This is a genomic window from Polyangium jinanense, assembly GCF_028435365.1.
Map to the genome: position 1 here is coordinate 106080 of NZ_JAGTJJ010000016.1, position 23522 is coordinate 129601.

The following is a 23522-nucleotide window of genomic DNA, read 5'->3' on the forward strand; positions in this document are numbered from 1 at the left end:
CGGAAAGGCGAGCCTCTTGTCAAGGGGCTTCTCGCTATCGGCAGAGGTTCGTCGTCCAGACCGCCTTGCGCCAGTCGAACGCGACGAGGTCCGCCTTGCCGTCGCCGTCCACGTCGCCCGCGGCGCCGAAGGCCTGGTCCTCGAAGCCGGGAAACCAGATCCCCTGGCCGAGGCCGCCGGCGGCTCCGTAACCTTCCGCGAAGCTCGTCCCGGTCGAGAGGTTGACGTACCAGGCTGCGATCCACTGAAGATACCGAATCGCGTCGGCCTTCCCGTCCTTGTCGATGTCCGCGAAGAGCATATCGACGTCTTCGGTCCTGCCTTGCCGTTCGAACCACAACGTGGGCGGCTCGAACGAGCTCCCGGTCGAGCGCGCCACGTGCAAGAAATACCTCGGAGTGAACATATCGTCGCCCGAGAAGCTGATGGCGTCGGCCTTGCCATCGCCGTCCACATCGGCGAGGAATTGGCCCGCCGAACCTGCGCCGAATCCTTCGATCCAGGGCGCGGGCGTCGAAAAGGAGGTCCCTGTCGACAGCGCCACGGACCATCTCCCCGCCTCGTCATCGAACGACACGGCGTCGGCCTTGCCATCGCCGTTCACATCAGCGGCGAGCGGCCGTCTGTAGGGGTACCCGCCCGGCAATTGCTCGACCCAGATCGAAGGCTCGGCGAATGACGTCCCCGTCGAGCGCGCCACGGACCAGGTGCCCTCCTCGCTGACGGCGATGGCGTCCGCTTTCCCGTCTCCATCCACGTCCCCGACCGCGCCGTCTGCGGAGACGCCATGGTCCGCGCTCCATACCGAGCCTTGATCGAACGACGTGCCGTTCGAGAGCGCGACCTCCCAGGCGACGGGCGCCGAGTCGACGTAATGGAGGATGGCATCGGCCTTCTTGTCGCCGTCCACGTCGGCGATGTGCCAGCTCTTGTAGCCATCATCGAAGGCTGGGGACCCCTCCCACTCCTCTCCGAAGCCCTCGGCCCACCGATTTTCGCACCGCGCGCCCGGGTGCACCTTCTCGACGTCGCACCGCATGAGGACCGCCTGTCCGGCGGAGAAGTGGCTCCGGCATCCCTGAAAATAGGACATGAAGTTGCGGACGTCGGGCGTCGATCCGTCGGCGCAATCCACGGCACACGAATTCGCGTCCATCGTACACTGACCTGGAAGCGCGCCGCCCGCGCACGAGAGGAGCGAGTCGCCGACGGGCCCCGGATCGTACGGCGTGTCCGCGACGAGGTCCCCGTTGAGCTTCGGATCCTCGGGATAATCGGCATTCTCATAGCACTCATGCGTGTGGCTCAGGCCGAGGACGTGGCCGATCTCGTGCGTGAGCGTCTCCGGGTCCGAGAAGTCGCCGTGGAGATCACCGAACATCGCATACGAGGTGTATACGGTCATCATGGCGCCGCAATGATTCCCTTTGCCGCCATACATGTTGCCGTTCCCGAAGTCGATCGTGTTCACATAGAGGATCGGGATCGCGTCGTCGGAGAGCGAGCTCAGATCGCCCCCGCAGAGGGGGCTCGCGCCGTACGGGATGTCGTAGAGCGCGTCGTCCGGGGGGAGCTTCTCGACGTCCACCAGCAGGAACTGAATGTTGGCCGCTGCGAAATGCGCATTGAGGGTGACCATGTCGAACATGGGCCGGGACGTCGGGACGGCCAGCTCCCCCGCGGCATTCGTGGCGATCCGCGCGCGGACGCGTAACGTCTTGTGCCCTGCGGACTGATCCCCGAGGGCATCACGCACCGCGGGGTTCGAACAATCGTCGGGCAGCGGCCTCGGCGGGGAATCGGGGACGTCGGATCCACACGCGGCGGCGAGGACCATCGCGGGGCCGAAGAGAAGGATCGTGCGTCCGATCATGCTTCAGGCCTCTTGCCCTTCCGGACTCGTTTCCTCCCCGCCCGCCGACTCCTCCGGCTCCGCCACCCGACCCGGACGCCGCCCCGACGGACGCACCTGCCGCGCCAGCGTGTCCTCCTCGACGAGGCGCAAGAGCCCCGAGAGACAACCCGCAGAGCGCGCAAATACGTCGTCGTTGTGGGCCATCGCCGTGGCCTTCGCATCGCTCGCCGCCTGCGCCTCGCGCGCCTCGCGCGCCACGTCGGCCAAAGCTTGCTCCAGCGTCGCAATTGGCCCCAAGAGGTCGGATACCCACGCAGCCGGGTCGAGCATCACCCCCTTTCGTCGCGGCTTGGGCCAGGCACTCACGGGCCGTCCAAGCTCGTCGACGAGCCGCTTCGCCTTCGCCAGAATCGCCTTCGGCTCGACCTCGGTCTTGCCGTCGAGCCCAAGCTCGCGCAGCACGGCCGGGCCGTAAGCCGCTTCGAGGGTGCCGCGAATCTCCACGATTTCGCTCGTCAACCTCGCCGCCGCCTCGTCGCGCCGTTCACGCGGGCCCGCGTCATCCGAAAGCTCCCTGTCGTACGCGTCGCTCTTCTCGACGAGCGCCGTATTCACCGCGCCGAGCCGCCTTCCAATGAGGTTCGCGACGAGCCCGACGTCGGGCATCACCTCGCCCGGCCTCAAATGCTCCGCAAAGATGGCTTGAAACTTCTGCTGCAACCGCACCGCGTGCGTGTCCGCCGCCGACGCGACGAGCGCAACAGCGCCTTGTCGATCCGTAACCTGCTTTGCCATACGGCCAGTCCGCACGGGAAAGAGCGCACTGTCAAGAGCGAAGCCGCCGCGCTGGGGCGTTGCCCCAGGCCCCACCAGGGGCTATCCGCCCCTGGACCCGGACCAGCCAGGGGCTGGACCCAGGGTCGATGAACTGCGCGATGCGCAGTTCATCGAACAGGCTACGACCCTGCCAATCAAGACAGCCACGCTGCCCTTTCGATTGCCAACGGGCCCGTTGGAAGAACTGCGCGGAGCGCAGTTCTTCCACCCCGAGTCCAGGGCTTGCCCTGGTCCGGGTCGAGGGGCGGATAGCCCCCGCGGGGTCCGGGGCGGCGCCCCGGCGAAACGCCTCCTTCTGCCCTGGGAACACGCCCTCCGACATGCGAGAGTGCGGTTATGGTCTGCTCCGAACGACCCCATGCGTGCGCGCTTCTCGCGGGGATGCTCCTGATGGCGCCTGCCTCGTGCGCCTCTTCTCCCGGACCTGTCTTCCTATTGAGTGTCACGCACCCTGGAACGCCGCCGGAACCGTGCAAGGACAACACGGAGAACGCCTTTACGCTCCGCCCTGTCGACGGCCCGGGTATGGATACGTGGGTGATGCCACGCGTCACCCTCGGCGGGGACCACGTCAAACTCCTCGCCGTGGGCGGTGACGACCGCGTCACGCCTGGCATCGGCTACTTTGCGACGCGTGACGGCAAGCGCATGTTCACCATAGGCCACGGGCTATTTGTGTGGGATGTGGCCGACTTGACGCTCCGTCGCGTGATTGATCTCCCGCCGGGTGCCGAACTGTGGCCCCTCATGATCACGCCGGACGGGCGCACAGGGATCTTCAAAACAAAGACAGGGTTTCGCCGCGTCGACCTCATGAGCGGAGAAGGAACCGACGAAGACAAAGACGCGGTGTGGACCATGCCGCTCATTAATGATAAGCTTTCCAATTATCCGCAGCCACCGATCACCAAATTTCCTCGCCCCGCGCTCGATGGATATGTGAGTTCCGAGTGGAACTTCACGAGCGTCTTCCGGTTCGCCGAGGTGCACCCCAAGGCGCTGACCAAGGTCCTGAACTCTCAAAAACCTCCGGCGCCGCGAGCGTGGCTTTTCCCCGATGGGGAGCGGTGGCTCAGCCTGCAAGGATTCAACAATTCCCCCGAGGTCGAGGTCGGTCGCGTTTGGGTGAAGACGACCTGGGTTGCCGATCGCTGGGAGCTCTCCGTGAATCCTCTCTCAACCGAGGCTTCCACCGGACCCATCCGGCTGGTCGTGAACGGGAGATCGGCGCTGGTCGACGTGGCGCCAAGTGCGAATGGTCGCGCTCTCGCGGCGCTGACCACGGGCCTCCGCGTGTGGTCCACGGACACGGGCGAGCTTTTGGGCGAAGTCGCCGACGTGGGAGGAGCCGACAAGGTCGCGCTCTCCCCGGACGGAAGCGCCGCCGTGACATGGTTTTCCCGGCATTTCGAAGAAGCTTTGTCCCGTGGGCTGCCGAGCGACCTCAAATACAAGGCGTCCGCCGGTTTCGTGACCGTCTGGGATGTGCGCTCCGGAAAGCAGCGCTGGCGGAAGAACCAGGGCTTCTTTCGTGACATGGAATTCACGGGCTCCGGGCGTTATCTCTTCCAGACGATCAAACAGGACATTACCATCATCGACGCGAGCACAGGTCGCGAAAAATTCAAGCCGGATGTCCTCATCCATAGTGTTCTTCCGGGCTCGGATATTCTCGTGACGAGGGCCGACGCCAGAGAACGCCTTGGCTTGTTGTCCATCGACACGCAGTCCTACTTGACGAGCGCTCCCGGGGGCGCGGTTTTTGCCCTGCTTCCAGGGGCCACGCACTTCGTCGCGACACACAGCATGGGCAACGGCACAAGAATGCTCGGCGATGGGAAATGCGTAAAGCTGAGGGTTCCAGAGAACGCCCAAATAACTTTCGTGAAACATTGGACGGGCAACGAATCACTCTCGGCCGAGATTAAAATCGGAGAATTTACGATGAACTCGTGGGGGAGGAAACCCAGCTCCCTCGCGGTCTGGCGGGCAAACGATGGTGTCTTGACGACCCTGCTGAGAACCGCAGGCGGAGGCAGATTCTTCTATGACCATTCAAATGATATTCCCCCAGAATTGGAGTACCGTTCACCCCCAAAGCCGGGGGGCTACTTCCCGATTGATCCCATCACCGGAGGCGTAGGTCCCTTTCGCCATGCCGAGGAGAAAAATTACGCCGCCGAACACACGACCAAGGTAAGCGTGAAGCTCGAGGATGCAGGCCCTCCCGTGCCGATGGAAGCGTTGACGAGCTCCGTGACCAAGACGCGGAGGGGTACCCTCGCCCTGATAAGGGGATCATCCGACCCGTTCTGGGTATTGAATCAGTCCGATGGGCATGCGGTGAAACTCTCCGGGCACTGGCCTCGTTTCGGATGGTTCTGGAAGACGCAGTTTTCGCCCAGCGGCAATCTCATAGCTGTCGTGCCCACGTTGTTGCCCTGGGAAGAGAGCCAGAGGTTGCTCATTTACGATACGCGGACAGGTGCGTTGCTCGCCGAAATGGACTTCGGCCCGCGTTTCGATCAAGCGGAGATGATCGCGTTCGCCGATCCAGCTCGCGAGCTTCTCGTTTACACGCAACGGGGCGCTCTCTTTCGCTTTTCCCTCGACGAGTCGTTTCCGCCTTGACGTCGGAGAAGCCCCTCTCCTCCCCGAGAAGCTCCCCCCTCGCCGCGGGAAACACCCTTCCACCTCACAGGATCCCACCCCCCGCCCGCGCCCCCTCCCTTCCCTCTCGCGCCCAACACCCCCTCGCCCCGCCCACCTCGGCTGCCACTCGCTCACCGAGCCCCCTTGCCCTCCTGAACTCCCTTTCCGCCCCCTCAACGTCCGACCGTGACGTTCGCCACACTACTGTCGCTTGACCCTGCGAAGCCCCCTGACTACGTATCGCGCCGTTCAACACTTTTTCCAGGAGTCTCCGATGGCGACGAGGATTGCAATCAACGGGTTCGGCCGGATCGGTCGCTGCATCGTGCGCGCGCTCGTCGAGCGCGGCGAGAAGGATCTCGAGATCGTGGCGATCAACGATCTCACGGACGCCGGCACGCTCGCGCACCTCTTGCGCTTCGACTCCATTCATCGCGAGTTCCGCGCGGCGAAGGTGAGCCACGGCGACGGCTACATCGCGCTCGACGACAAGCGCATCCAGGTCCTCGCGAAGAAGGATCCCGCGGAGCTGCCGTGGAAGGACCTCGGCGTGGACGTCGTCCTCGAGTGCACGGGCCTCTTCACCGACAAGTCGAAGGCCATCGCGCACCAGAACGCGGGCGCCAAGCGCGTCATCATCAGCGCGCCTGCCAAGGGCCACGACCTCACCGTCGTCATGGGCGTCAACGAGGGCCAGTACGATCCGGCCAAGCACAGCGTCATCTCGTGCGGCTCGTGCACGACGAACTGCCTCGCGCCGGTCGCGAAGGTCATCCTCGACAACTTCGGGATCGTGCGTGGCCTCATGACGACGATCCACTCGTACACGAACGACCAGCACATCCTCGATCTCCCGCACCGCAAGGGTGATCTGCGACGCGCGCGTGCGGCGGCGGTGAACATGGTGCCCTCGTCGACGGGCGCGGCGAAGGCGCTGAGCGAAGTCATCCCGGAGCTCAAGGGCAAGTTCGACGGCCAGGCGATCCGCGTCCCGACGGTCGACGTCTCGCTCGTGGATCTCACGGTCGAGACGGAGAAGCCGCTCTCAAAGGACGCGATCCACGACGCGATGAAGCGCGCGGCCGAGGGCCCGATGAAGGGCATCCTCGAGTACACCGAGCTCCAGCTCGTCTCGGGCGACTACATCGGCAACCCGCACTCGAGCATCTTCGACGCCACGCTCACGCAGCACATCGGCGACAGGTTCGCGAAGATCTTCTCCTGGTACGACAACGAGTGGGGCTTCTCGAACCGCATGATCGACCTGGCCAAGCTCATGGCCGCGAAGGGCGTGTGAGACCATGAAGCTCACCGGCATTCGCTCGATCGAGGACCTCGCCAAGGACTCCGGACTCGCCAACAAGCGCGTCTTCATCCGCGTCGACTTCAACGTCCCGCTCGACAAGAAGACGGGCGCGATCACCGACGACGCGCGCATCCGCGAGTCGATCCCGACGATCAAGCTCGCCGTCGAGGCGGGCGCGAAGGTCATCCTCGCCTCGCACCTCGGACGACCGAAGCCGGGCAAGCACGAGGGCTGTTCCCTCGAGCCCGCCGGCGCGCGCCTCGCGGAGCTCACGGGCTACGAGGTGCACCTGACCGACGACTGCGTCGGCGACGGCCCGAAGAAGGTCACGCACGACCTGCGCGCGGGCCAGGTTTGCCTCCTCGAGAACCTCCGCTTCCACGAAGAGGAAGAGAAGGACGACGAGAACTTCGCGCGTCAGCTCGCCGAGCTCACGGACATCTACGTCGACGACGCGTTCGGCGCGGCGCATCGTGCGCACGCCTCGGTGCACGCCCTGCCTCGCATGATCCGCGATCGCGCCGCGGGCCTGCTCATGCTGAAGGAGCTGCGCTCGCTCGCTCGGCTGCTCGATCGTCCCGAGAAGCCGTACGTCGCGGTGCTCGGCGGCGCGAAGGTCTCGGACAAGATCGCCGTCGTCGAGTCGCTGCTCAACGTCGTCGACACGCTCTGCATCGGCGGCGCCATGGCGAACACGTTCCTCGCGGCGCAAGGCAAGAAGGTCGCGTCGAGCAAGATCGAGGACGACAAGCTCCCGCTCGCCCGCACGATCCTGCAGAAGGCGCGTGATCGCGGCGCGTCGGTCCTCCTGCCCGTCGACGTCGTCGTGGCCAAGAGCCTCGACGCGCAGAACGGCACGGCCGTGAGTGTCGACGCGATCCCCGACGGGACCATGGCGCTCGACATCGGCCCGAAGACGGTCGAGCTCTTCGGGAACGCGATCCAGCGCGCGAAGACCGTCTTCTGGAACGGTCCGATGGGCCTCTTCGAATCGAAGCCGTTCTCGAACGGCACCTTCGAGATCGCGCGCATCATGAGCCGCGCCGATGGCTTCACCGTCGTCGGCGGCGGCGACAGCGCGGCGGCCGTGCGCGCGGCGGGTGAGGAGATCGCGAAGGGCATGGGTCACATCTCGACGGGCGGCGGCGCTGCGCTCGAGCTCATCGAGGGCCGCAAGCTGCCGGGCGTCGAGGCGCTTCGTTCGGCCGTGGCGGAGGAAGCGTCGTGAACGTCGCGCGCCGCCCTCTCATCGCGGGCAACTGGAAGATGAACGCCGGCGGCCAGGATGCATGCAGCCTGGCCGTCAGCGTGGTCGAGGCGGCGCGCCGCTCGGCCCGCGTCGACGTCGTGATCTGCCCGCCGTTCACGGCGCTCGCCGCGGCCGCACACGAGCTCTGGGAGTCGAAGAGCGCGGTCATGCTCGGCGCGCAGAACATGCACCCCGAGCCCGCCGGCGCCTTCACCGGCGAGATCAGCGCGCCGATGCTCAAGGACTCCGGCGCGACCTGGGTCATCCTCGGTCACAGCGAGCGCCGGCAGCTCTTCGGCGAGACGGACGAGTTCATCGCGCGAAAAATCGCCGCCGCGATCCGCGCCGAGCTCCACCCGATCGCCTGCGTCGGCGAAACCCTGGAGGAGCGCGAAGCTGGAAAGACGCTCGAGGTCGTCGAGCGCCAGACGCGCGCTTTCCTGGACGAGCTCGGCAAGCGCCCTGGCTTCGGGGTCATCGCGTACGAGCCGGTCTGGGCGATCGGGACGGGCAAGGTCGCAAGGCCCGAGGACGCGCAGGAGGTCCACGCGAAGATCCGCGAACTCTGCGCGAGCGTCTCGGAGGAGCTCGCCGCCTCCACGCGCATCCTCTACGGCGGCAGCGTGAAGGCTGACAATGCCGAGGGCCTCCTCGGGCAGGCGGACGTCGACGGTGCCCTCGTCGGCGGCGCCTCCCTCGACGCGTCTGGCTTCGGCAAGATCATCGACAGCGCCGAGCGGCTGGCGGAAGCCGCTGAACGAGGGTAGAACGTCGCCGTGCGCCGATGCTGACCACTCTGCTCAACGTCATCCACGTCATCGTTTGTATCTTCCTGATCCTCGTGGTGCTCCTGCAGCAGGGCCGCGGCGGAGGCCTCGGCTCGTCGTTCGGCGGCGGCGCGCAGGTCTTCGGCGGCCGCGGCGCGGGCAACTTCATGACGCGCCTCACCGCGATCTGCGCCGCGATCTTCATGCTCACCAGCATGTCCCTCGCGTACCTGTCCTCGGCGGGTGATCGCGAGCTCAAGCAGTTCGAGACCTCGCAGCCGAAGTAATTCCGCGCCCGAGGCGGATCCACTTGCCCGCGTTGCTAGAGAGGCGCGATCTCGGCCTCGTTGCGCTCGTCAAGGTGACCGCGGTGGCGATCGTGATCGCCACGGGCTTCCGCGCCGTCAGCGACGACGACTTCGCGCGGGTCGTCATCGCGCAGGACTTCGCCCACACACCGAAGCTCGATCCGACCGGCACGAGCTGGCTCCCCTTCCCGTTCTGGATCACGGGCGCCGCCATGATCGGCGCGGGACGTACGCTCCTCGTCGCGCGCGTCACGGCGTTCGTCCTCGGCGTCCTCTCGGCCGTGCTCGTCGCGCTCGCGGCCGAGCGCCTCACGAAGAACAGAACGGCCGCCCTCCTCGGCGCCGTCCTGGCGGCCGTCTTCCCCTGGAGCGCGCGCCTCGGCGTCGCCACCGTCCCCGAGCTCCCCACCGCCGCGCTCGCCCTCTTCGCGATGGCCTCCCTCGTCGGCCCACGCGAACCTCGCGCGCGCCTCTTCGGCGGCCTCGCGCTCCTCGGCGCCACCCTTTCTCGGTACGACGTCTGGCCCATCGCGGCCGCGTTTGCTGCGCTCACCGGCCTCGACGCCCTCCGCGATCGCGAACGCTCCGGCAAACACCGCGTCCTCTTCATCCTCGCGGCGGCCCTCGCGCTCCTCGGCCCTCTGCTCTGGGTTCTCTGGAACCACTTTGCCCGCGGCAGCGCCTTCGACTCCCTCGATCGCGTCGCCGCCTATCGCCGCGCCCTCGGCGGTGATGCCGACGCGCTTCTCGCGCGCCTCTTCGCCTACCCGGTCGCGATGGCCCGCCACGAGCCCGAGCTCTTCAGCGCGCTCGCCATCCTCCTCGCCCTCGCCGCGCTCCCTTCGCTCCGCGCATGGGCCCGCGAAACCCTCCGCCCTTATGCGCGCCCGCTCGCTCTCGCCCTCTTCCAGCTCGTCACCCTCTCGGCGGCGCTCGTCAAGGACGGTGCCCCGACCCATCACCCCGAGCGTGCCCTCCTCGTTGGCCTCCTCCTTTGCGCGCTCCTCGTCGGGGACCTCGCGGCCACGTTGCTCCCGCGCGCCGGCCGCAATGCCCGCCTCGGCGCTGGCGCGGCGGCCATTGCTCTCCTCGTCTTCAGCCTCGTCATCGTCCGCCGCTGGTTCCGCGGTGAGGACTTCGTCCCGCGCACGGACGAAGTCGCCATCGGCGCCGCCGCGCGCGAGCTCGTCCCCCCGGGCGAGCGTATCCTCGTCGAAGTCCGCGATTACGGCCATTTCGCCATCACGGCCGCCCTCGGCCGCCCCGAGGACGTCGTCCTCGATCGCGACCTCGATCCTCGCAAACCCGCCTCCGCCTCGACCTTCGACGCCCCCGACGGCCTCCCGCGCCGCCTCGCCGAAGCCCGCGCGCGCTTCCTCCTCGGGCGCACGGCGAGCCCTGCGGCGGCCGTCCTCGGCCCGCCGCGCGCCGTGCATGGCCCGTTCGGGCTCTGGGAGCAAGGGAGCCGCTGATTGATGCAAGCTCCTTTCGTGCACCCTTCCTCCTATGTCGACGAGCCTTCCTCCATTGGCGAAGGCACGCGCATCTGGCATTTCTGCCACGTCATGCCGGGCGCTCGCATTGGCAAGCGCTGCGTGCTCGGCCAGGGTGTCTTCGTCGCGAGCGGCGTCATCGTCGGGGACGACGTCCGGATCCAGAACAACGTCTCCCTTTACGAGGGCACGATCGTCGAGGATTCGGTCTTTCTCGGCCCTTCGTGCGTCCTGACGAATGTCACGAACCCGCGCGCGGAAATCGATCGCCGCGGCCTCTATGAAAAGACCTTGATCCGCCGCGGCGCGACCATCGGCGCGAATGCGACGATCCTGTGCGGCACGACCATCGGCCGGCATGCCTTCGTCGGCGCGGGCGCGCTCGTCACGCGCGACGTCCCCGATTATGCGCTCATGACGGGCGTCCCTGCGCGGCGCACGGGGTTCATGAGCCGGCACGGGCAGAAGCTCGGCAGGCCTGGGCCCGATGGGATCATGATTTGTCCGGAGAGTGGATATCGATACCGGATCGAGGAGGGGCTCGTCCGTTGCCTGGATCTTCCCGAGGATGCGCCCTTGCCGTCGGGCGGGCGCGACCTCGGGAAGCCGTACGTGCGATCTTGACGGAGTGAGGGCGGTTCGGGGCTATTTGCTGCCGCCGAGGCCCTTGCCGAGGCCCTTGAAGAAGTCGTCGACGACGTTCTGGAAGCCCTTCATGCCGGCACCTGCGACGCAGCCCATGGCTTCGCCGCAGGTCTTGGCGTCGTCGACGCACTGGATGCCCTTGTCGACCGGCTCGTCGCCGGCGACCTTGCGCCACTGCTCGACCTCCTCGACGCACTTGTCGAGGTCGTCCTTCGTCCCGTTTTTTTCACCGCAGAGATCGGCGATACGCACGCAGGCAGCGCGCTCGGGCTTCTTCATGTAGGCGAACGCTGCCACGCCGGCGCCGCCGCAAACACCGAGTGCGAGAACAACCGCGAGAGTTTTGCTCATTTGGTTCTCCGGGAGAGCCAGGTCTCTTTGCGCACGGCGCGAGGTCGCGTCAAGCGCACGGGGACCGATTTTCAGCCGAATCCTGCTTCAGCAACGCGATACATTTACGTCGCCGCGCGACGATTAGTTTGGCTGGTAGAAGGCGACCGAACGAAGATCCGCGCATTCCTGGGCGCCCGTATCGCGGCTGAGGATGTAGATGGGCAGGTTCGTGGGCCAGGGGGTCGCCACCACGTCGCTCACCTCGAAGTTCCCCCCGGACGCGTTCTTCAGGGAGAGGAATCGCCCTGCGCTCGTGACCTTGGCCTCCACCACGAGCTCCTGGTCCCGGCTCCACGTGACGCCCGTCGGGCCCGCGAGCTGATTGTCGTCCGATTCGAGGACCACCTTCGAGTTCTTGAGGTCGAGCCAAAGACCGAATCTGTTCGACATGTAGAGGAGGTGGTGCTCGTCGGATACGTTCTCCGTCGACGCGTAGTTCGGCGCGATCTTCAAGATCACGTGGAAAGAGCCTCCCGGCAGGAGGGACGCGGCGAAGCTCGTGCGCAGGATGTCGGCCTCGCGCGTCCGCTCGGCTTCCAGCGTGGGGATGTAGCTCGACGGGTATTTCACGTTGAGCTCGTGCTGCGCCCCGTACGCGAAAACGGACTTGTCCGCGAGAATCGGGAACGGATCGCCGTCGCTATCGCCCCGCGTCTCCAGTCGAAAGTAGCCGCTGACATTCGAGAGCTCGTAGCGTCGCCACGCCATTCCATCGTTCACATCGATCACCGCCGAGGTCGGCCAGTTCTTGTCGGGGTCGGGATCCACGACCAACCGCGAGAACGGCCCGAACATCCCGTTGCCCTTGAGCCAGGCCGTGGAATAGCCGGTCCCGCCCGTCGTCGTGTACGAGGATTGTTTCCCGCTGAGCGATGGGGGGGAGTCGAACAGGACCGCCTGCATTTCGTTTGCCGGATCCGACTGGCCGGAGACTTCGCCCATGCCGTACGTCGTGTTCTTGTCCCAGCCCGTCCCCTTCCATGAATCGCTGTTCCTGAGCTTGTTCGTCCGCACGCTCTCCACGCTGAGCCCCCAGCCCTTGCCCACGTTGCGCGGACGCGCGGCATTCGCGCCGTAAGGCCGTCGAATGGAGTGCGGGCCAAACTGCGACGTCCGATTGATCGTGTCGCATTTGATCTCCAGCCACCCGTCCGGGAACGAATACGTCGGAGGCGTCGAGGCCCCGAGGTCCGGCTGCGTCGCCGCCCATTCCCGGATGACCACCGGCCCGCCGCCCGCGCCGCCCGTTCCGCCGGCGCCCATTCCACCGGCGCCCATTCCACCCGTGCCGCCCATTCCACCCACCGCGACCCCGCCCGCGCCGCCCGTCCCACCGACGCCGCCCGTCCCGCCCGGTCCCACGGACGCGCCGTCACCGCCGCTCCCGCCTGCGGACGACGACGACGCTTGTCCCGGCGGCGCCGACCCTAGCTCATCGAGGCCACACCCGCCGAGCCAGACGCCCGTCACGAGCGCAGCGATGCCGGAGATTCCAAGGGAAGCAAGGCCGCGACGCCCGCGGCAAGACGCACGTTCCATGACCAGCGATCCTCGGCGGAACACGGCCCGGCGTCAACGAACGCGCGGCGACATCTCGCGCCCCGGCGGTCGATCGTTCTGCGATACACTGGCGCCACGCCCGCACGCCCGGATCACGAGCTTCGGATGCCTCCCACTTCCCGACCGAGCCCCAGCCGAGATCGCGGAAGGCCTGGCTCGGTGCGCGCCCTCGCCGCCCTCGTCGCCTTCACCGTCGCGAGCTCCGCGCTCGCGCTCGGCGGCGTCCACGTCCGTGTCGTCGCCCTCCTCGCGCCCTTCGCCTTCGTCGCCGCCGCGCTCGCGCTTCGCCGCGAGCAAGAGCGCAAGGGATCGATCTCCCTCGCCTTGCCCGCGATCCTCGCGATCGCCCTCGCCGCGTACACGCTCCTGCAAGCCGTGCCCTTGCCCATGGCCGTGCTCGAGCGCATCGCGCCGGGCAACGCCGACGTCTGGTCGCGCGCGCTCCTGCCCTTCGGCGAAGCGGGCCCGCGCTTCGCGAGCCTGTCGCTCGATCCGGGCAGCACGCTCGTCGAGGCCCTGAAGTGGTCCTCCTACGCCGCGATCTTCACCGCCTCGGCGGCCGTCTCCGCGCGTCGCGGCGCGGCCACGGGCATCACCACCGTCTTCGCCTCGGCCCTCGCCGTCGCGCTCGTCACGGTCGTGCACGGCCTCGCGGGCATGACCAAGGTCTACGGCTTTTATACGCCGTCGGTCTCGCTGCCGCCGTGGCACGTCGGACCGCTCATCAACCCGAACACCCTCGCTGGGTACCTGAACCTCGGCGCGCTCGCGGGCATGGGCCTCGTGCTCATGCACGATCCGATCGCGCCGCGCTGGCTCGTCGCTTCGGGCATCGCGTTCCTCGTCGCCGTCGACGTCACCTCTGCCTCGCGTGGCGGCGTGATCGCCTTGATCCTCGGCGTCCTCCTGCTCGCGCTCCTGCTCCGGCTCCGCGCCGCGCGCCGCGGCGCGAGCGCCCGCACCACCGACCCCTCGCTCCGCTTTCTCCTCGGCGGCGCGCTCCTCGGCGGCGCTGCGCTCGCGCTGCTCGGCGGCACGCGCGACACGTGGTTCGAGCTCTACGACAAGAACCTCGACAAACTCCAGATGGTGCTCTGGGCGCTGCCCGTCTTGCGCGAGCACCCGATCTTCGGCATCGGTCGCGGCGCCTTCGAGAGCGTCTTCCCCGCGTACCGCGAGAGCTCGGGCCACGTCGTCTTCGCGTACGTCGAGAACTTCCCGGCGCAGTGGCTCGTCGAGTGGGGCGCGCCCGTCGCGCTCGCGGCGCTCGTCCTGTTCGCTTGGGCGCTCGCTCCCTCGCGCCTCGGCGCCTTGCGCAGCCGACTCGCGGCGTCTGCGTTCACGGGCGTCGTCGTGGTCCTCCTCCAGAACCTCGCCGACCTCTCGCTGGAGATCCCCGCCGTCTGCTTCGCGCTCGCGACGGTACTCGGCTCCTTGTGGGGCGATCGCGCGCGCTCGCGCCCGTCCGGCGGCCTTGCTGCGAAGGCCCCGGGCAAGCTCGCGCGCCTCGCGCCGGCCCTCACGCTCCTCGTTGGCCTCGCGCTCGCCGCCGCATCGTTCCGGTTCGGCCATCCCGACGTCGGTGCCGAGCGCGACGCGATCCGCAAGACCTACGACGCGACGAACCCTGCGGATCCCGCCGCGCACGACGCGCTGAAAGGCGCGCTCCGCGCGGCGATGCGCCGCCACCCGGCCGAGCCTTATTTCCCGCTCATCGGCGCGCTCGCGGCCTACCAGGGCAAACGCGAGAGCGCGCTCCCGTGGCTGCAACGCACGCTCGAACGAGGCCACGTCAACGGCCGCGCGCACCTTTTGCTCGCGCAGGTCCTCACGAGCCGCGGCGCGCGCCGCCAGGCCTTGCTCGAGCTGCGGATCGCCGTCACGCAAGACGGCTCGCTCGTCGGCCCCGCGGGCGTGTTCGCGGCGCGGATCTCGAAAGATTACGACGAGCTTTCCGGCGCCGTTCCCGAAGGCAAAGCCGGCGCGCCCATGCTCGACGAGCTCGCGGTGCAAGCACGCAACGCCGGCCATGCCGCGCTGAGCGCGCGCCTCGACGCCGAGGCAATCGCGCGAAACCCCGGCGCCCACGGCCCCCGCGTGCGCGCCGCGAACGCCCAGCTCGACGCGCTCGCGAAGGGCACGTGTGACGACCGCGCCCGCTGCGCGCGCGAGATCGAAGCCCATGCGGCCGCGCTCGAATCCGCGTTCCCCGGGGACTTCGTGGCCGACCGGATCCGCGCAGAGTTGCTCGTCACCGAGGGCAAGAGCGAGGACGCCGAGGCCCGTCTCGCGGCGCGTTGTGCGCGGGTCATGGATCGCGTCGGATGCCTGCGCGCCCGCATCGAGATCGCCTCCCGCGTCCCCGGCATCGCGCGCATCGACGCGGCCAGCAAAGACCTCCTCGCCGCGACGTGCCTCTCTGCATCCGCCTGCGCCGAGACCGCGTCCTTCCTCGCGCGCATCCGCGAGAACCGCGGCGACAGCGGCTCCGCGCTCACGCTCTACGCCCGCGCAGCCCGCGAGGAACCGACCGAAGCCCGCTGGCTCGCGCTCGCGGACGCCGCGAGCCGCGCGGGCGCGCATGCGCAGGCGGCGGATGCGCTCGAACGGGTGGCGCAAAAACGAGGAATGACGGAGGAGCTGCGGAAGCGGATTGCGGAGGAGCGGGCGCGGGCGCTGGGCGCGCACTAGCGAGGGGGGAGCTGCTGGGAACGCTCAGCGCCCTTTGTTCGCAACGAGCAGGGCAGCGAGGTCTGCCGCGGAGAGATCAAGAGCCATGTCCGTGAGTCGGGTGGCGCCCTCCTTGCGGAGCTGCGTGGCGAGGTTCTCACGCTCGTCGCTGGTCAACGGCCGGGCGAGCCGTCGCTCGAACAGGCGCACAACGGGTTCGAGGCTTCCTTCCGCGCGCCCTTCCTCTCGCCCTTGCTGCACGTACTTGCGGGCGAACTCGCTTTGATACTCATAGTTCGGGATGCTCATGAGCTTCTCCAGGGCCATCCGGGCAGCTTCGCCCAGGGAAAATAGCACGAGATCCGCGTAAAGCTTCGCGCGCTCCGCATCGAGCCCCGCGCCCGCGGCGAGCGCCGCGACGGCGATGGGAATCCCTCCCTCCGTTCGTCCGTGCGCGAGGGCCGAGAGGACCGAGAGCTCCGGCCTTTCCTTGGCTTCGTCGATGTCCTTCACGACCGGCACCCCCTCGGGTCCCAGGACCAGAGGCGTGAGGGAAGCCTGTCCAGGGCCGAGCACGATCGGCTGGGAAAGACGCGCCGCGAGCGCCGCGTCGGGCGTGACGATCAGCAAGCACGCGGGGCAACGGTAACGCGCTCGCGCCCCGGCGACGTACGCAGGCCAGGCGAAGGGCTTGTCCGGATCCCACTGGAGCTGGGCTTCGACGATGATGACCAGGACAGGTTGATCATCGAGGAGCAAGACAAGGAGATCGGCGCGAAGCTCCCGCGGAATGATGTTCGTCAGATCCGCCGAGGCAATCCGGGCCTCCGTGAACGGTGGCAGCGGGATGTGCAGGGCCTCGTGGAGGAGCTCCGCCGCCAGGACGGGACGGTTGCGGAAGAGCTCGATGATCGCCTCGTGCAAGAGGGAAGGCACGAGGGCGCTCTACTGCGAGAGCGCGGCGAGGACAAGGGATAGGTTCGTCGGGGAACGAATCGGTTTTACCGGAACGTTGCTGCTGCGGTCGTGGAGGACATGACCTGCACGTCACGCACCGCTCGAGGATGGCTCGTAGCGCGCCACCCACACGCGGAACTGCAGCTCGCCGAAGATGAAACGGGGCGCCGCGAAGCCTGCCTGGGCCAGGAGCGCGAAGACCTCGGCATCCGAGGCCGGGATCCGCATCGATGCCATTGCCTTCCGTCGGTGCTCCGCCGCCTCGGGCGGCCAGCCATTCGCGACGAGCCGCTGCTCCTCGACGGCCCTGAGCAGCGGCTCGTTTCCAACCCGACAACCGATCACGAAGTGCGCCCCCGGCACGAGCCTCCCGGCGATCTCCCGCAGCAGTTCGATACGCGCCTCATCGTCCGGAAGATGGTGCAGGACGCCGATCATCTGCGCGCCGTCGAACGAAGGCCCGCGCGGGAGATCGCGGAGCTCGCAGGCATGCAAGCTCGTCCGTTCCAGAAGACCTGCCGCCGCGAGCTTTTCTCTGGCAATGGCGATCATCTCCGGCGAGGGATCGACGCCCGTGAAATGAAAGTCGGCTCCTGCGTGGCGCGCGAACGGCTTCACCTCGCTCCCGGTTCCGATGCCGACCATCAAGAGCGACGCGGCCTTCTGGCCCGAGAGCGCCGCGACGAGCACCTCCGCGGCGACCTGGTGCATGGCATCGTAGCCCTCCATCGAGAGGCGCACCTGGCTGTCGTATTTCAATGCACGCTCGCGCCCGAAGATCACCGCATGTTTTCCGTGCTCGTCCGTTTTCATGACCGCTCTCCTTCGACCGACGGTCATCGGACCGCCTGCAAGCGAGAACGTAGTGCTCTCCGCGCGGGCACGACAGGGCGGGGCTTTCGATCCGATCGGCGGATTTTTCTGCCTGGGCGAGCACCCCACCCTGACGTCCCGGAGCTGCTCCGGCGCATCGAGCCTTGAGCCAATGGGACCAGCCGTGTAGCCTCGGCTCGTCGGAGCGCGGAAAGGCCCATGGCAAACCCCCAAGCTTTCCTTCGCGACCTGCGGACCGCAAACGCAGGCAACCACGTCGAGCTCGGTCGACCCGCGGGGAGCACGATTTCGTCGCGTTTGGCGGGCTCGTCGTGATCCCCAGACCAGGTACCACGCCACCAGCATGACGCACACACCGCCGGAGCTCGAGCTCCCTTGTTTACCTCACCTCGCAGACATGAAAACTGCATTGGAGATTGTATGGCCTGGTTCGCGGATCTGAGCCCGTACGAGAATCCGAAAAGGGAAGCGGAGGACGACACGAGCGCGCCGGCGCCGCCCATCCTCAACATCGGCTGGCTCGAGCCTGGGCATTCGTTTCCCGTAGGGTCCGTGTCCACCGCATTCCTCGTGCGGCTCGCGGTCCTGGTGACGCGTGCTCGAACGGTGCTCTCGCGCCGCAATCATACCTGCGCGTTCGTCCACAAAAAGCCGATCATCGGAACCGGCGAGATCCGCGTGGTCGGAGACGACAGAACGAGGTTCGCCGCGCCGGTGATGATTCACCACTACGTCGCGGAGCATGGCTACCGGCCGCCGGACGCCTTCATCGCCGCGGTCCTGCGCACGTCCGGCCTCTCCTGGGAACGGGCGTACGAGGAGGACCTCTGCGCGAGCTGCGGCCTCGCCTTGCAAATCAAGAAAAAGCACAAGGTCTATCGCGAGGACGAGACGGGTATCGAGTCCTTCGTCCAGGGCTTTTGCGGCGGCTGCGGCGTTTCCTATCAACGCCGCGCGCCGCTGCCGGGCGGCGAACGCGTGGCGATCCTGCGCGCGCTGGAGCAGCTTCGGGCCCCCGACCCCGACACGCGCATCGAGGCCGCGACCGATCTGTCCTATCTTCGGGGCCAGGATTCCATTCCGCAGCTCGTCGCGCTCCTGCATGACGCGCACACAGGGGTGCGGCGCGCAGCCATCATGGCGCTCGTCAAGCTGAAAGCGGATGAGGCCATTGTGCCGCTCATCGAAAACCTCGAGCGCCCGAATGAAATCCCGCTCGATGCGACGGTGAGGCTACTCGCTGGCCTGGGCGCAGGCGCCGTCCTCCGCGCCCTCGTGGCTCCCCTCCGGCATACGGATACGGCCGTCCGCAGCGCCGCCGTCGAAGTGCTGGAGCGAATCGGAGGCGAGGCGATCGAGGCATTGCTGATGGAGCGCCTCGACGACCCGGATCCCTCGATCCGGCGGCAAGCCCTCCGGGCGCTGTCGGGTCGCGTCGAGCGATGGGAACGCCGGCTCCTCAGCGAGGACTACGACGGCGCGGCTCCATTCATCGATCCACGCGCGCCGCTCGACGATGCGTGGTTATCCCAGGCCGCGTCACGAATGCAAGTCCCCATCGAGGAGGTGCGCGGCCGCGTCGAGGCGCTCGCGCCGCGATTCGGCATTCCGCTCCGGTGGCGGGATCGCGGCTGAACAGGAGCTGCGTGCGGACCGGCAGTCCCGACGGGTCCCATCCCCTCTCCACGGCCTGGCCGGAGGCATCTTTTGCGCTACCTATTGCCGGCATGACCGACCTCCTCTTTACGCCGTCGGGCGTCCGGTTGCGTCGTCACTCCAACCGCTCCGGAGACCTCAACTGGCTGCTCCTGCCGGGAGGACCTGGCATCGGGTCGGAAAGCCTCGAAGGGCTGGCCGACATCCTGGATGTGCCGGGGGCCATCTGGCTCGTCGATCTGCCTGGAGATGGCTCCAATCGCGCCCCTCCAGGGAGCCTGGGAAGTCCTTTTGATGCCTGGCCCCAGGTCGTGGCCGAAGCTGCCAGGGCGCTCCCGCGCGTCGTCTTCGCCGGACATTCGACCGGGGGCATGTATCTGCTTTCGACGCCCGAACTGGAACCGCACCTCGAGGCCCTGGCGCTTCTGGACACCGCTCCGGACGCCCTCTGGTATCCTCGTTTCGTGGAGATGACCCGGGCGAATCCGTTGCCCGATGTCGAGGCGGCGACAGCGATCTATGAAGCGGATCCGCGCGACGAGAACATCGCCGCGGTTGCGGTGGCGTCCGCGGAATGGAACTTCACCCCGGCCGGGCTTTCGGCGGGACGCGAGCTCCTCGCGAGGATGCCTTACAACAGCGCGGCGGTCGCGTGGTCGGAGGCGAATTTCGACCACGTCTACAAGGCCCGGTGGTGGCCGACGCGAATGCCGGTCCTTCGACTGGCTGGCTCGGACGATCGGATCGTCTGGCAAGGCGGCTTTCGCGAGCCGAGATTCCAAACGCCCAACGTCATCGAGCGCGTCATCGAGGGAGCTGGGCATTTCCCGTGGATCGAGAATCCCCGGGATGTGCGAGCGGCCTTCGCCGAATTGGCGCTCCGCATCGCCTGAGCGTCCGCCTCGCTCGGCGTTCGCGTCCACGCGAACCTCCTCTCGCGTTCAAGGGTAGTGGCCGGATCCAGCCCACGCACGAGCGCTCTTGGCGAAACCGTGCCGCGCAGGCCCCCTTGGGTCGCCAATTTGCAACGACCCTTTGCAGAATTGCGAGCGCACAAGCGGGCATGCGCGAGGCAACATCTGCGGGGGCGGCGCGATACGGCCCCACAAGGAGAGGCTCGACCATGAGAATGCACATGCGACCAGTTGAATCGCAGCGTTTCCCCCAGGTGCTGGGCGCCTTCGCGTTCGCGGCGCTCGCCACGACCACTTGGGTCAGCGGTTGCGCGGGCCGCGACGACGCCACCGCCTCGTCGGCGTCGAGCAACTCGAACTCCGGCACGACCACACATTCCCGCCACGGCGACGATTTCACCATCCATGGCACCGGATTCGGCGCGAAGGTCGATTCCAATGCCGGCGACCACCGCTTCCTCGGCAAGCGCCACCTCGTGGCGCGCTTCTCCGACTTCGACAACGCGACTTCGGCCGAGCCCGCGGAGAACACCAAGGAGGGCTGGCGCGCCCACCTGGACGGCATCTACCCGATCCTGACGTCAACGGACTTCAACGCCGCCGCCACCGCGTCCGGCGCCACGCTCGAGCTCTCCGGCGGACCGACGCGGTCGGGGCGGTGGCTCCAGCGCCGGATCACACAAGAAATCCGCGACGCCTATCCGCAGAACTACCGCCTGCGCAACTGGAACCTGTGGGACACGAACGAGTATCACCCGCAGATGTACCTCTCCTGCTACGTCAACCTCTCGACGACGGAGGAGCCGGGGAAGTACTTCCGCTTTTATTGGACCGATTCGAGCGTCATCAACCACAACGTGTGGACCGCCCTGCAGGGGAGCACCTTGACGGCGCGGGCCGAGGGCAGCAACGACGGCATGCCCGGCATCTACGCCGATCCTCCGGCCTCCTACCAGGACAACACCTGGATCCGTTACGAGATCCTTGCCGACTTCGAGAACGACGTGATCTCGTTCTACGCCAACGGGCAGATGCTCAAGGACGCCTCGCGCGGCTATACCGGCGAGATCTCCGGCTGGCTCGGCACCGGCGGCAAGATCGACTACTTCCTGCTCTCCAACACGGTGGACATGGACGGGGACGCGGGCGAGTTCCTCGGTCACGCCATGCCCTACCTGGACTTCAGCTTCGAGCGCATCGAGCTTGCGGACGCGCCCGTGTGGGAGAACCGCACGCAGTCCGTCATCCAGGTACCGACACGCTGGACCGACACGGAGATCGACATCGTCGTCAATCAAGGCACCTTCGCCGACCTGAGCGACAAGCATCTGTTTCTGCTGAAAGGGATGACGGCGACCTACCTGGGTCCGCTGCCCTGATTCTCCGCGCGCTGCTGCCAGCGCGCGAAAGGCCACGACCTGACTGCGCAGCGCTGCATTCGGAAGACGGCGACACCGTCACCAGATCTTCCACCATGGCCGCCGGCGCGTCTCGGCTGCCGCGGTTTCACCCATCGTCTTCTTGTGCTCTGGCACGACCCTCATCGTTTCTGGGCCGGGGCGCCTGGCAGCCATGGCTCGCCGTCGAATCGCTGCGGCCTCGCTGGGGTCGAGGTTGCAGAGCGCGTCCCGGGGCATCATCACGGTCATCTCGCCGGCGGGCACGAATACGTGTGGATCGCCCCCGTGCCCGACCTGCCCGCGCTCGCCGCCGAGCAACTTCCACACGCCACGCATGATGAAGGAGAGCCGCGCGTCGAAGCCGAACGTGGTGCGGTAGGCGCGGACAGGCTGCATGAACGGCTCCAGGTCTCGTGCAGATACCGAAAAGAGCCCGAGTTGCCTCATGTCTCGCTGCCACGGCGTCGCGCCGCTGATCTCTCGGGGAGCCGCAGTCCATCGCCGGCGTTGCCACTTGAATGGCAGGATCTCGATGCAATCCTCGACGCGGCCGGTCCAAACCGCCGGCACACCGTGGCTGGCGAGCGAGTCCAGTACCGAGACGGCGATCGCGTGCGCCTGCGAGGGGTCCTCGACTTGCTCGCCCGCGCTCCCGTACGAAAGCGGCAGGCTCATCCCCCGGAGCGCGTCGAACACGTCCTCTTGGTGGAAAAACACGGCGCCTTCATGGTCCGGCCGGGCCTCGAGACCCACGTACCCCCAGCCGTCTTGAATCGTGAGCCCGGCGCGCTCCTTGGCGAGGATGCCTCGTGTGCGCAGATCGGCGAACGCGGCAGTGATGCGGTCATTCATGGTCGGCCCGGCCCAGGTCGCCTCGACCTCGCGCGCCTCGCGGAGCAGCCGCTCTGTCTGCTGCGTGAGCTCGGAAACCAGGCGGGCCTCGAGATGCGGAGGGACATCGATGTCCAGGTACTCATTCAGGCGTTCGCTGAGGTCGAGGTGCTCCGCGGGGGTATATCCGGCCCGGATCTCGAGCGCCCATGATTCGAGGAAAACGGCGGCGGAGTACGGATCGGACTCGTCGCGAAGCATCAGGGATCTCCTTGGTTCCTTCAGTATAAAAGACCAGAAGTCATCCGGCACCAGACGCGCACGCGTGGCTCCTTCAGGGCGCCGCGGGCGCGACGGCGCTCGCCGAGCGCCAACGAGCCCGCCCGAGCGTAGGCTCGAAAGGCAACCCTCCGCGAAGTCGGACCACCCCCGCCCGCGCCCCCCCTCGACCCCCAGCGAAGCCGGACCACCTGTACCCGCGCCTACCTCGACCCCCAGCGAAGTCAAACCACCTGTACCCGCGCCTACCCTCGACCCCCAGCGAAGCCGGACCACCTGTACCCGCGCCCACCCTCGACCCCCGCCTCCGCCGGACCGACCCTCCCTGCGCCGCGACTCCGGCCTCATCACGCGCACGGGTCTTCCATCCGGCCCCGTACGAACCTCTCCCGGCGGCTGCGTCAGGCTTGGCGCCTCCGCGTGCCCGCCACCGACCGCGACCCTGCCTTTGCGACCGTGATACCCCATCGCCCGGGGAACAGGACACGTTCGTATTCGCAGACCTCCCCGGCCTCGAACGCGTTTTGGCCGATCATGGCTGCCCAGAGGACGCAACACCAGCCGAGCGCGCGCAGTGCGACCCGGTCCCGTCAAGGCTACGCATGATCGCGCCGGACGGCGCGATCGCCCCTTCGCGTGCCAGCAAGCACGCGAAGGGTGACAGCCATTGACGTGTTCGTCACGGTCCCGGACCGCAAGCACGCCGTCTCTTGCCCACGTCAAAACCCGACGGAGCCTCCATCTGCCCGAACAGCGATAGCTGTTCCATGCCTGGTGTCTTCAACGTCGCAGGAGCTGGACGTGCAGAGGCCACGACGTGCCTGCGCAGCGCCGCATTCGGGGTGACCACGGCGCAAGAAAATCGACCCACTGGGCACGCTTCCGACGTGCTACCGCGCGGAACGTCCACTTCTTG

General features: G+C 67.4%; 18 protein-coding genes. 11 read left to right on the forward strand and 7 right to left on the reverse strand.

The features are described 5' to 3' along the window. Window positions 1–34: 34 nt before the first annotated feature. Window positions 35–1873: an FG-GAP-like repeat-containing protein gene (locus tag KEG57_RS25225; protein ID WP_272458848.1), complete on the reverse strand. Its 1839-nt coding sequence runs from the start codon at window positions 1871–1873 to the stop codon at window positions 35–37. A 3-nt stretch (window positions 1874–1876) separates the two neighbouring features. Continuing rightward, on the reverse strand, window positions 1877–2650 hold the full coding sequence (locus KEG57_RS25230; protein WP_272458849.1) for a hypothetical protein: 774 nt from the start codon (window positions 2648–2650) through the stop codon (window positions 1877–1879). A gap of 579 nt (window positions 2651–3229) precedes the next feature. On the opposite strand from KEG57_RS25230, the gene KEG57_RS25235 reads away from it, so the two are divergent. The 7 genes from KEG57_RS25235 (at window position 3230) to KEG57_RS25265 (ending at window position 11091) form a co-directional block, all read left to right on the forward strand. Next, window positions 3230–5323 carry a WD40 repeat domain-containing protein gene (locus KEG57_RS25235; protein ID WP_272458850.1) on the forward strand — a complete coding sequence of 698 codons (2094 nt, stop codon included), beginning with the start codon at window positions 3230–3232 and terminating at the stop codon, window positions 5321–5323. 295 nt (window positions 5324–5618) lie between these two features. Continuing rightward, window positions 5619–6641, forward strand: coding sequence for a type I glyceraldehyde-3-phosphate dehydrogenase (gene gap / locus KEG57_RS25240; protein WP_272425570.1), 1023 nt, complete (start codon window positions 5619–5621; stop codon window positions 6639–6641). A 4-nt stretch (window positions 6642–6645) separates the two neighbouring features. Then, on the forward strand, window positions 6646–7878 hold the full coding sequence (locus tag KEG57_RS25245) for a phosphoglycerate kinase (protein ID WP_272425571.1): 1233 nt from the start codon (window positions 6646–6648) through the stop codon (window positions 7876–7878). Further along, window positions 7875–8666, forward strand: a complete 792-nt coding sequence (gene tpiA / locus KEG57_RS25250) for a triose-phosphate isomerase (RefSeq protein ID WP_272425572.1) — start codon at window positions 7875–7877, stop codon at window positions 8664–8666. Before KEG57_RS25245 ends, tpiA begins: the two co-directional genes overlap by 4 nt. Window positions 8667–8683: 17 nt before the next feature. Continuing rightward, window positions 8684–8953 (forward strand): preprotein translocase subunit SecG, encoded by a 270-nt coding sequence (gene secG / locus KEG57_RS25255; protein WP_272425573.1) that lies wholly within the window; start codon window positions 8684–8686, stop codon window positions 8951–8953. A 23-nt stretch (window positions 8954–8976) separates the two neighbouring features. Beyond that, on the forward strand, window positions 8977–10446 hold the full coding sequence (locus tag KEG57_RS25260; RefSeq protein ID WP_272458851.1) for a glycosyltransferase family 39 protein: 1470 nt from the start codon (window positions 8977–8979) through the stop codon (window positions 10444–10446). Window positions 10447–10464: 18 nt separating this feature from the next. Next, window positions 10465–11091, forward strand: a complete 627-nt coding sequence (locus tag KEG57_RS25265) for an acyltransferase (protein WP_272425575.1) — start codon at window positions 10465–10467, stop codon at window positions 11089–11091. 21 nt (window positions 11092–11112) lie between these two features. On the opposite strand, the gene KEG57_RS25270 is transcribed toward KEG57_RS25265, so the two are convergent. Both KEG57_RS25270 and KEG57_RS25275 read right to left on the reverse strand, forming a co-directional pair. Beyond that, the gene (locus KEG57_RS25270; RefSeq protein WP_272425576.1) at window positions 11113–11463 is read right to left on the reverse strand and encodes a hypothetical protein; all 351 of its coding nucleotides are present in this window, start codon (window positions 11461–11463) and stop codon (window positions 11113–11115) included. A gap of 123 nt (window positions 11464–11586) precedes the next feature. Then, window positions 11587–13044, reverse strand: a complete 1458-nt coding sequence (locus tag KEG57_RS25275) for a phage head spike fiber domain-containing protein (protein WP_272425577.1) — start codon at window positions 13042–13044, stop codon at window positions 11587–11589. Window positions 13045–13224: 180 nt separating this feature from the next. On the opposite strand from KEG57_RS25275, the gene KEG57_RS25280 reads away from it, so the two are divergent. Continuing rightward, window positions 13225–15756: an O-antigen ligase family protein gene (locus KEG57_RS25280; RefSeq protein WP_272425578.1), complete on the forward strand. Its 2532-nt coding sequence runs from the start codon at window positions 13225–13227 to the stop codon at window positions 15754–15756. A gap of 24 nt (window positions 15757–15780) precedes the next feature. On the opposite strand, the gene KEG57_RS25285 is transcribed toward KEG57_RS25280, so the two are convergent. Together KEG57_RS25285 and KEG57_RS25290 are read right to left on the reverse strand one after the other, a co-directional pair. Continuing rightward, window positions 15781–16671 (reverse strand): hypothetical protein, encoded by an 891-nt coding sequence (locus tag KEG57_RS25285; protein ID WP_272425579.1) that lies wholly within the window; start codon window positions 16669–16671, stop codon window positions 15781–15783. 111 nt (window positions 16672–16782) lie between these two features. Continuing rightward, window positions 16783–17505, reverse strand: a complete 723-nt coding sequence (locus KEG57_RS25290) for a class I SAM-dependent methyltransferase (protein WP_272425580.1) — start codon at window positions 17503–17505, stop codon at window positions 16783–16785. A gap of 441 nt (window positions 17506–17946) precedes the next feature. Between KEG57_RS25290 and KEG57_RS25295 the strand changes: the two genes are divergently transcribed. From KEG57_RS25295 to KEG57_RS25305, 3 genes are all read left to right on the forward strand, one after another. After that, window positions 17947–19161: a HEAT repeat domain-containing protein gene (locus KEG57_RS25295; protein WP_272425581.1), complete on the forward strand. Its 1215-nt coding sequence runs from the start codon at window positions 17947–17949 to the stop codon at window positions 19159–19161. Window positions 19162–19253: 92 nt separating this feature from the next. Next, entirely contained in the window at window positions 19254–20075 is an 822-nt protein-coding gene (locus KEG57_RS25300) for an alpha/beta fold hydrolase (protein ID WP_272425582.1), read from the forward strand. A 170-nt stretch (window positions 20076–20245) separates the two neighbouring features. Continuing rightward, window positions 20246–21475, forward strand: a complete 1230-nt coding sequence (locus KEG57_RS25305; RefSeq protein ID WP_272425583.1) for a hypothetical protein — start codon at window positions 20246–20248, stop codon at window positions 21473–21475. A gap of 78 nt (window positions 21476–21553) precedes the next feature. Here the strand turns inward: KEG57_RS25305 and KEG57_RS25310 are convergent, their stop codons facing one another. Then, on the reverse strand, window positions 21554–22639 hold the full coding sequence (locus KEG57_RS25310; protein WP_272425584.1) for a DUF6891 domain-containing protein: 1086 nt from the start codon (window positions 22637–22639) through the stop codon (window positions 21554–21556). Between the last annotated feature and the right edge of the window lie 883 nt (window positions 22640–23522).

What these genes read in the sequence shown, in the direction of transcription:
- gap (WP_272425570.1), top strand. Translation starts at nt 5,619, where the DNA reads ATGGCGACGAGGATTGCAATCAACGGGTTCGGCCGGATCGGTCGCTGC.
- KEG57_RS25290 (WP_272425580.1), bottom strand. Translation starts at nt 17,505, where the DNA reads ATGAAAACGGACGAGCACGGAAAACATGCGGTGATCTTCGGGCGCGAG.
- KEG57_RS25305 (WP_272425583.1), top strand. Translation starts at nt 20,246, where the DNA reads ATGCGCGAGGCAACATCTGCGGGGGCGGCGCGATACGGCCCCACAAGG.
- KEG57_RS25245 (WP_272425571.1), top strand. Translation starts at nt 6,646, where the DNA reads ATGAAGCTCACCGGCATTCGCTCGATCGAGGACCTCGCCAAGGACTCC.
- KEG57_RS25270 (WP_272425576.1), bottom strand. Translation starts at nt 11,463, where the DNA reads ATGAGCAAAACTCTCGCGGTTGTTCTCGCACTCGGTGTTTGCGGCGGC.
- KEG57_RS25275 (WP_272425577.1), bottom strand. Translation starts at nt 13,044, where the DNA reads ATGGAACGTGCGTCTTGCCGCGGGCGTCGCGGCCTTGCTTCCCTTGGA.
- KEG57_RS25230 (WP_272458849.1), bottom strand. Translation starts at nt 2,650, where the DNA reads ATGGCAAAGCAGGTTACGGATCGACAAGGCGCTGTTGCGCTCGTCGCG.
- KEG57_RS25225 (WP_272458848.1), bottom strand. Translation starts at nt 1,873, where the DNA reads ATGATCGGACGCACGATCCTTCTCTTCGGCCCCGCGATGGTCCTCGCC.
- KEG57_RS25295 (WP_272425581.1), top strand. Translation starts at nt 17,947, where the DNA reads ATGGCCTGGTTCGCGGATCTGAGCCCGTACGAGAATCCGAAAAGGGAA.
- secG (WP_272425573.1), top strand. Translation starts at nt 8,684, where the DNA reads ATGCTGACCACTCTGCTCAACGTCATCCACGTCATCGTTTGTATCTTC.
- KEG57_RS25300 (WP_272425582.1), top strand. Translation starts at nt 19,254, where the DNA reads ATGACCGACCTCCTCTTTACGCCGTCGGGCGTCCGGTTGCGTCGTCAC.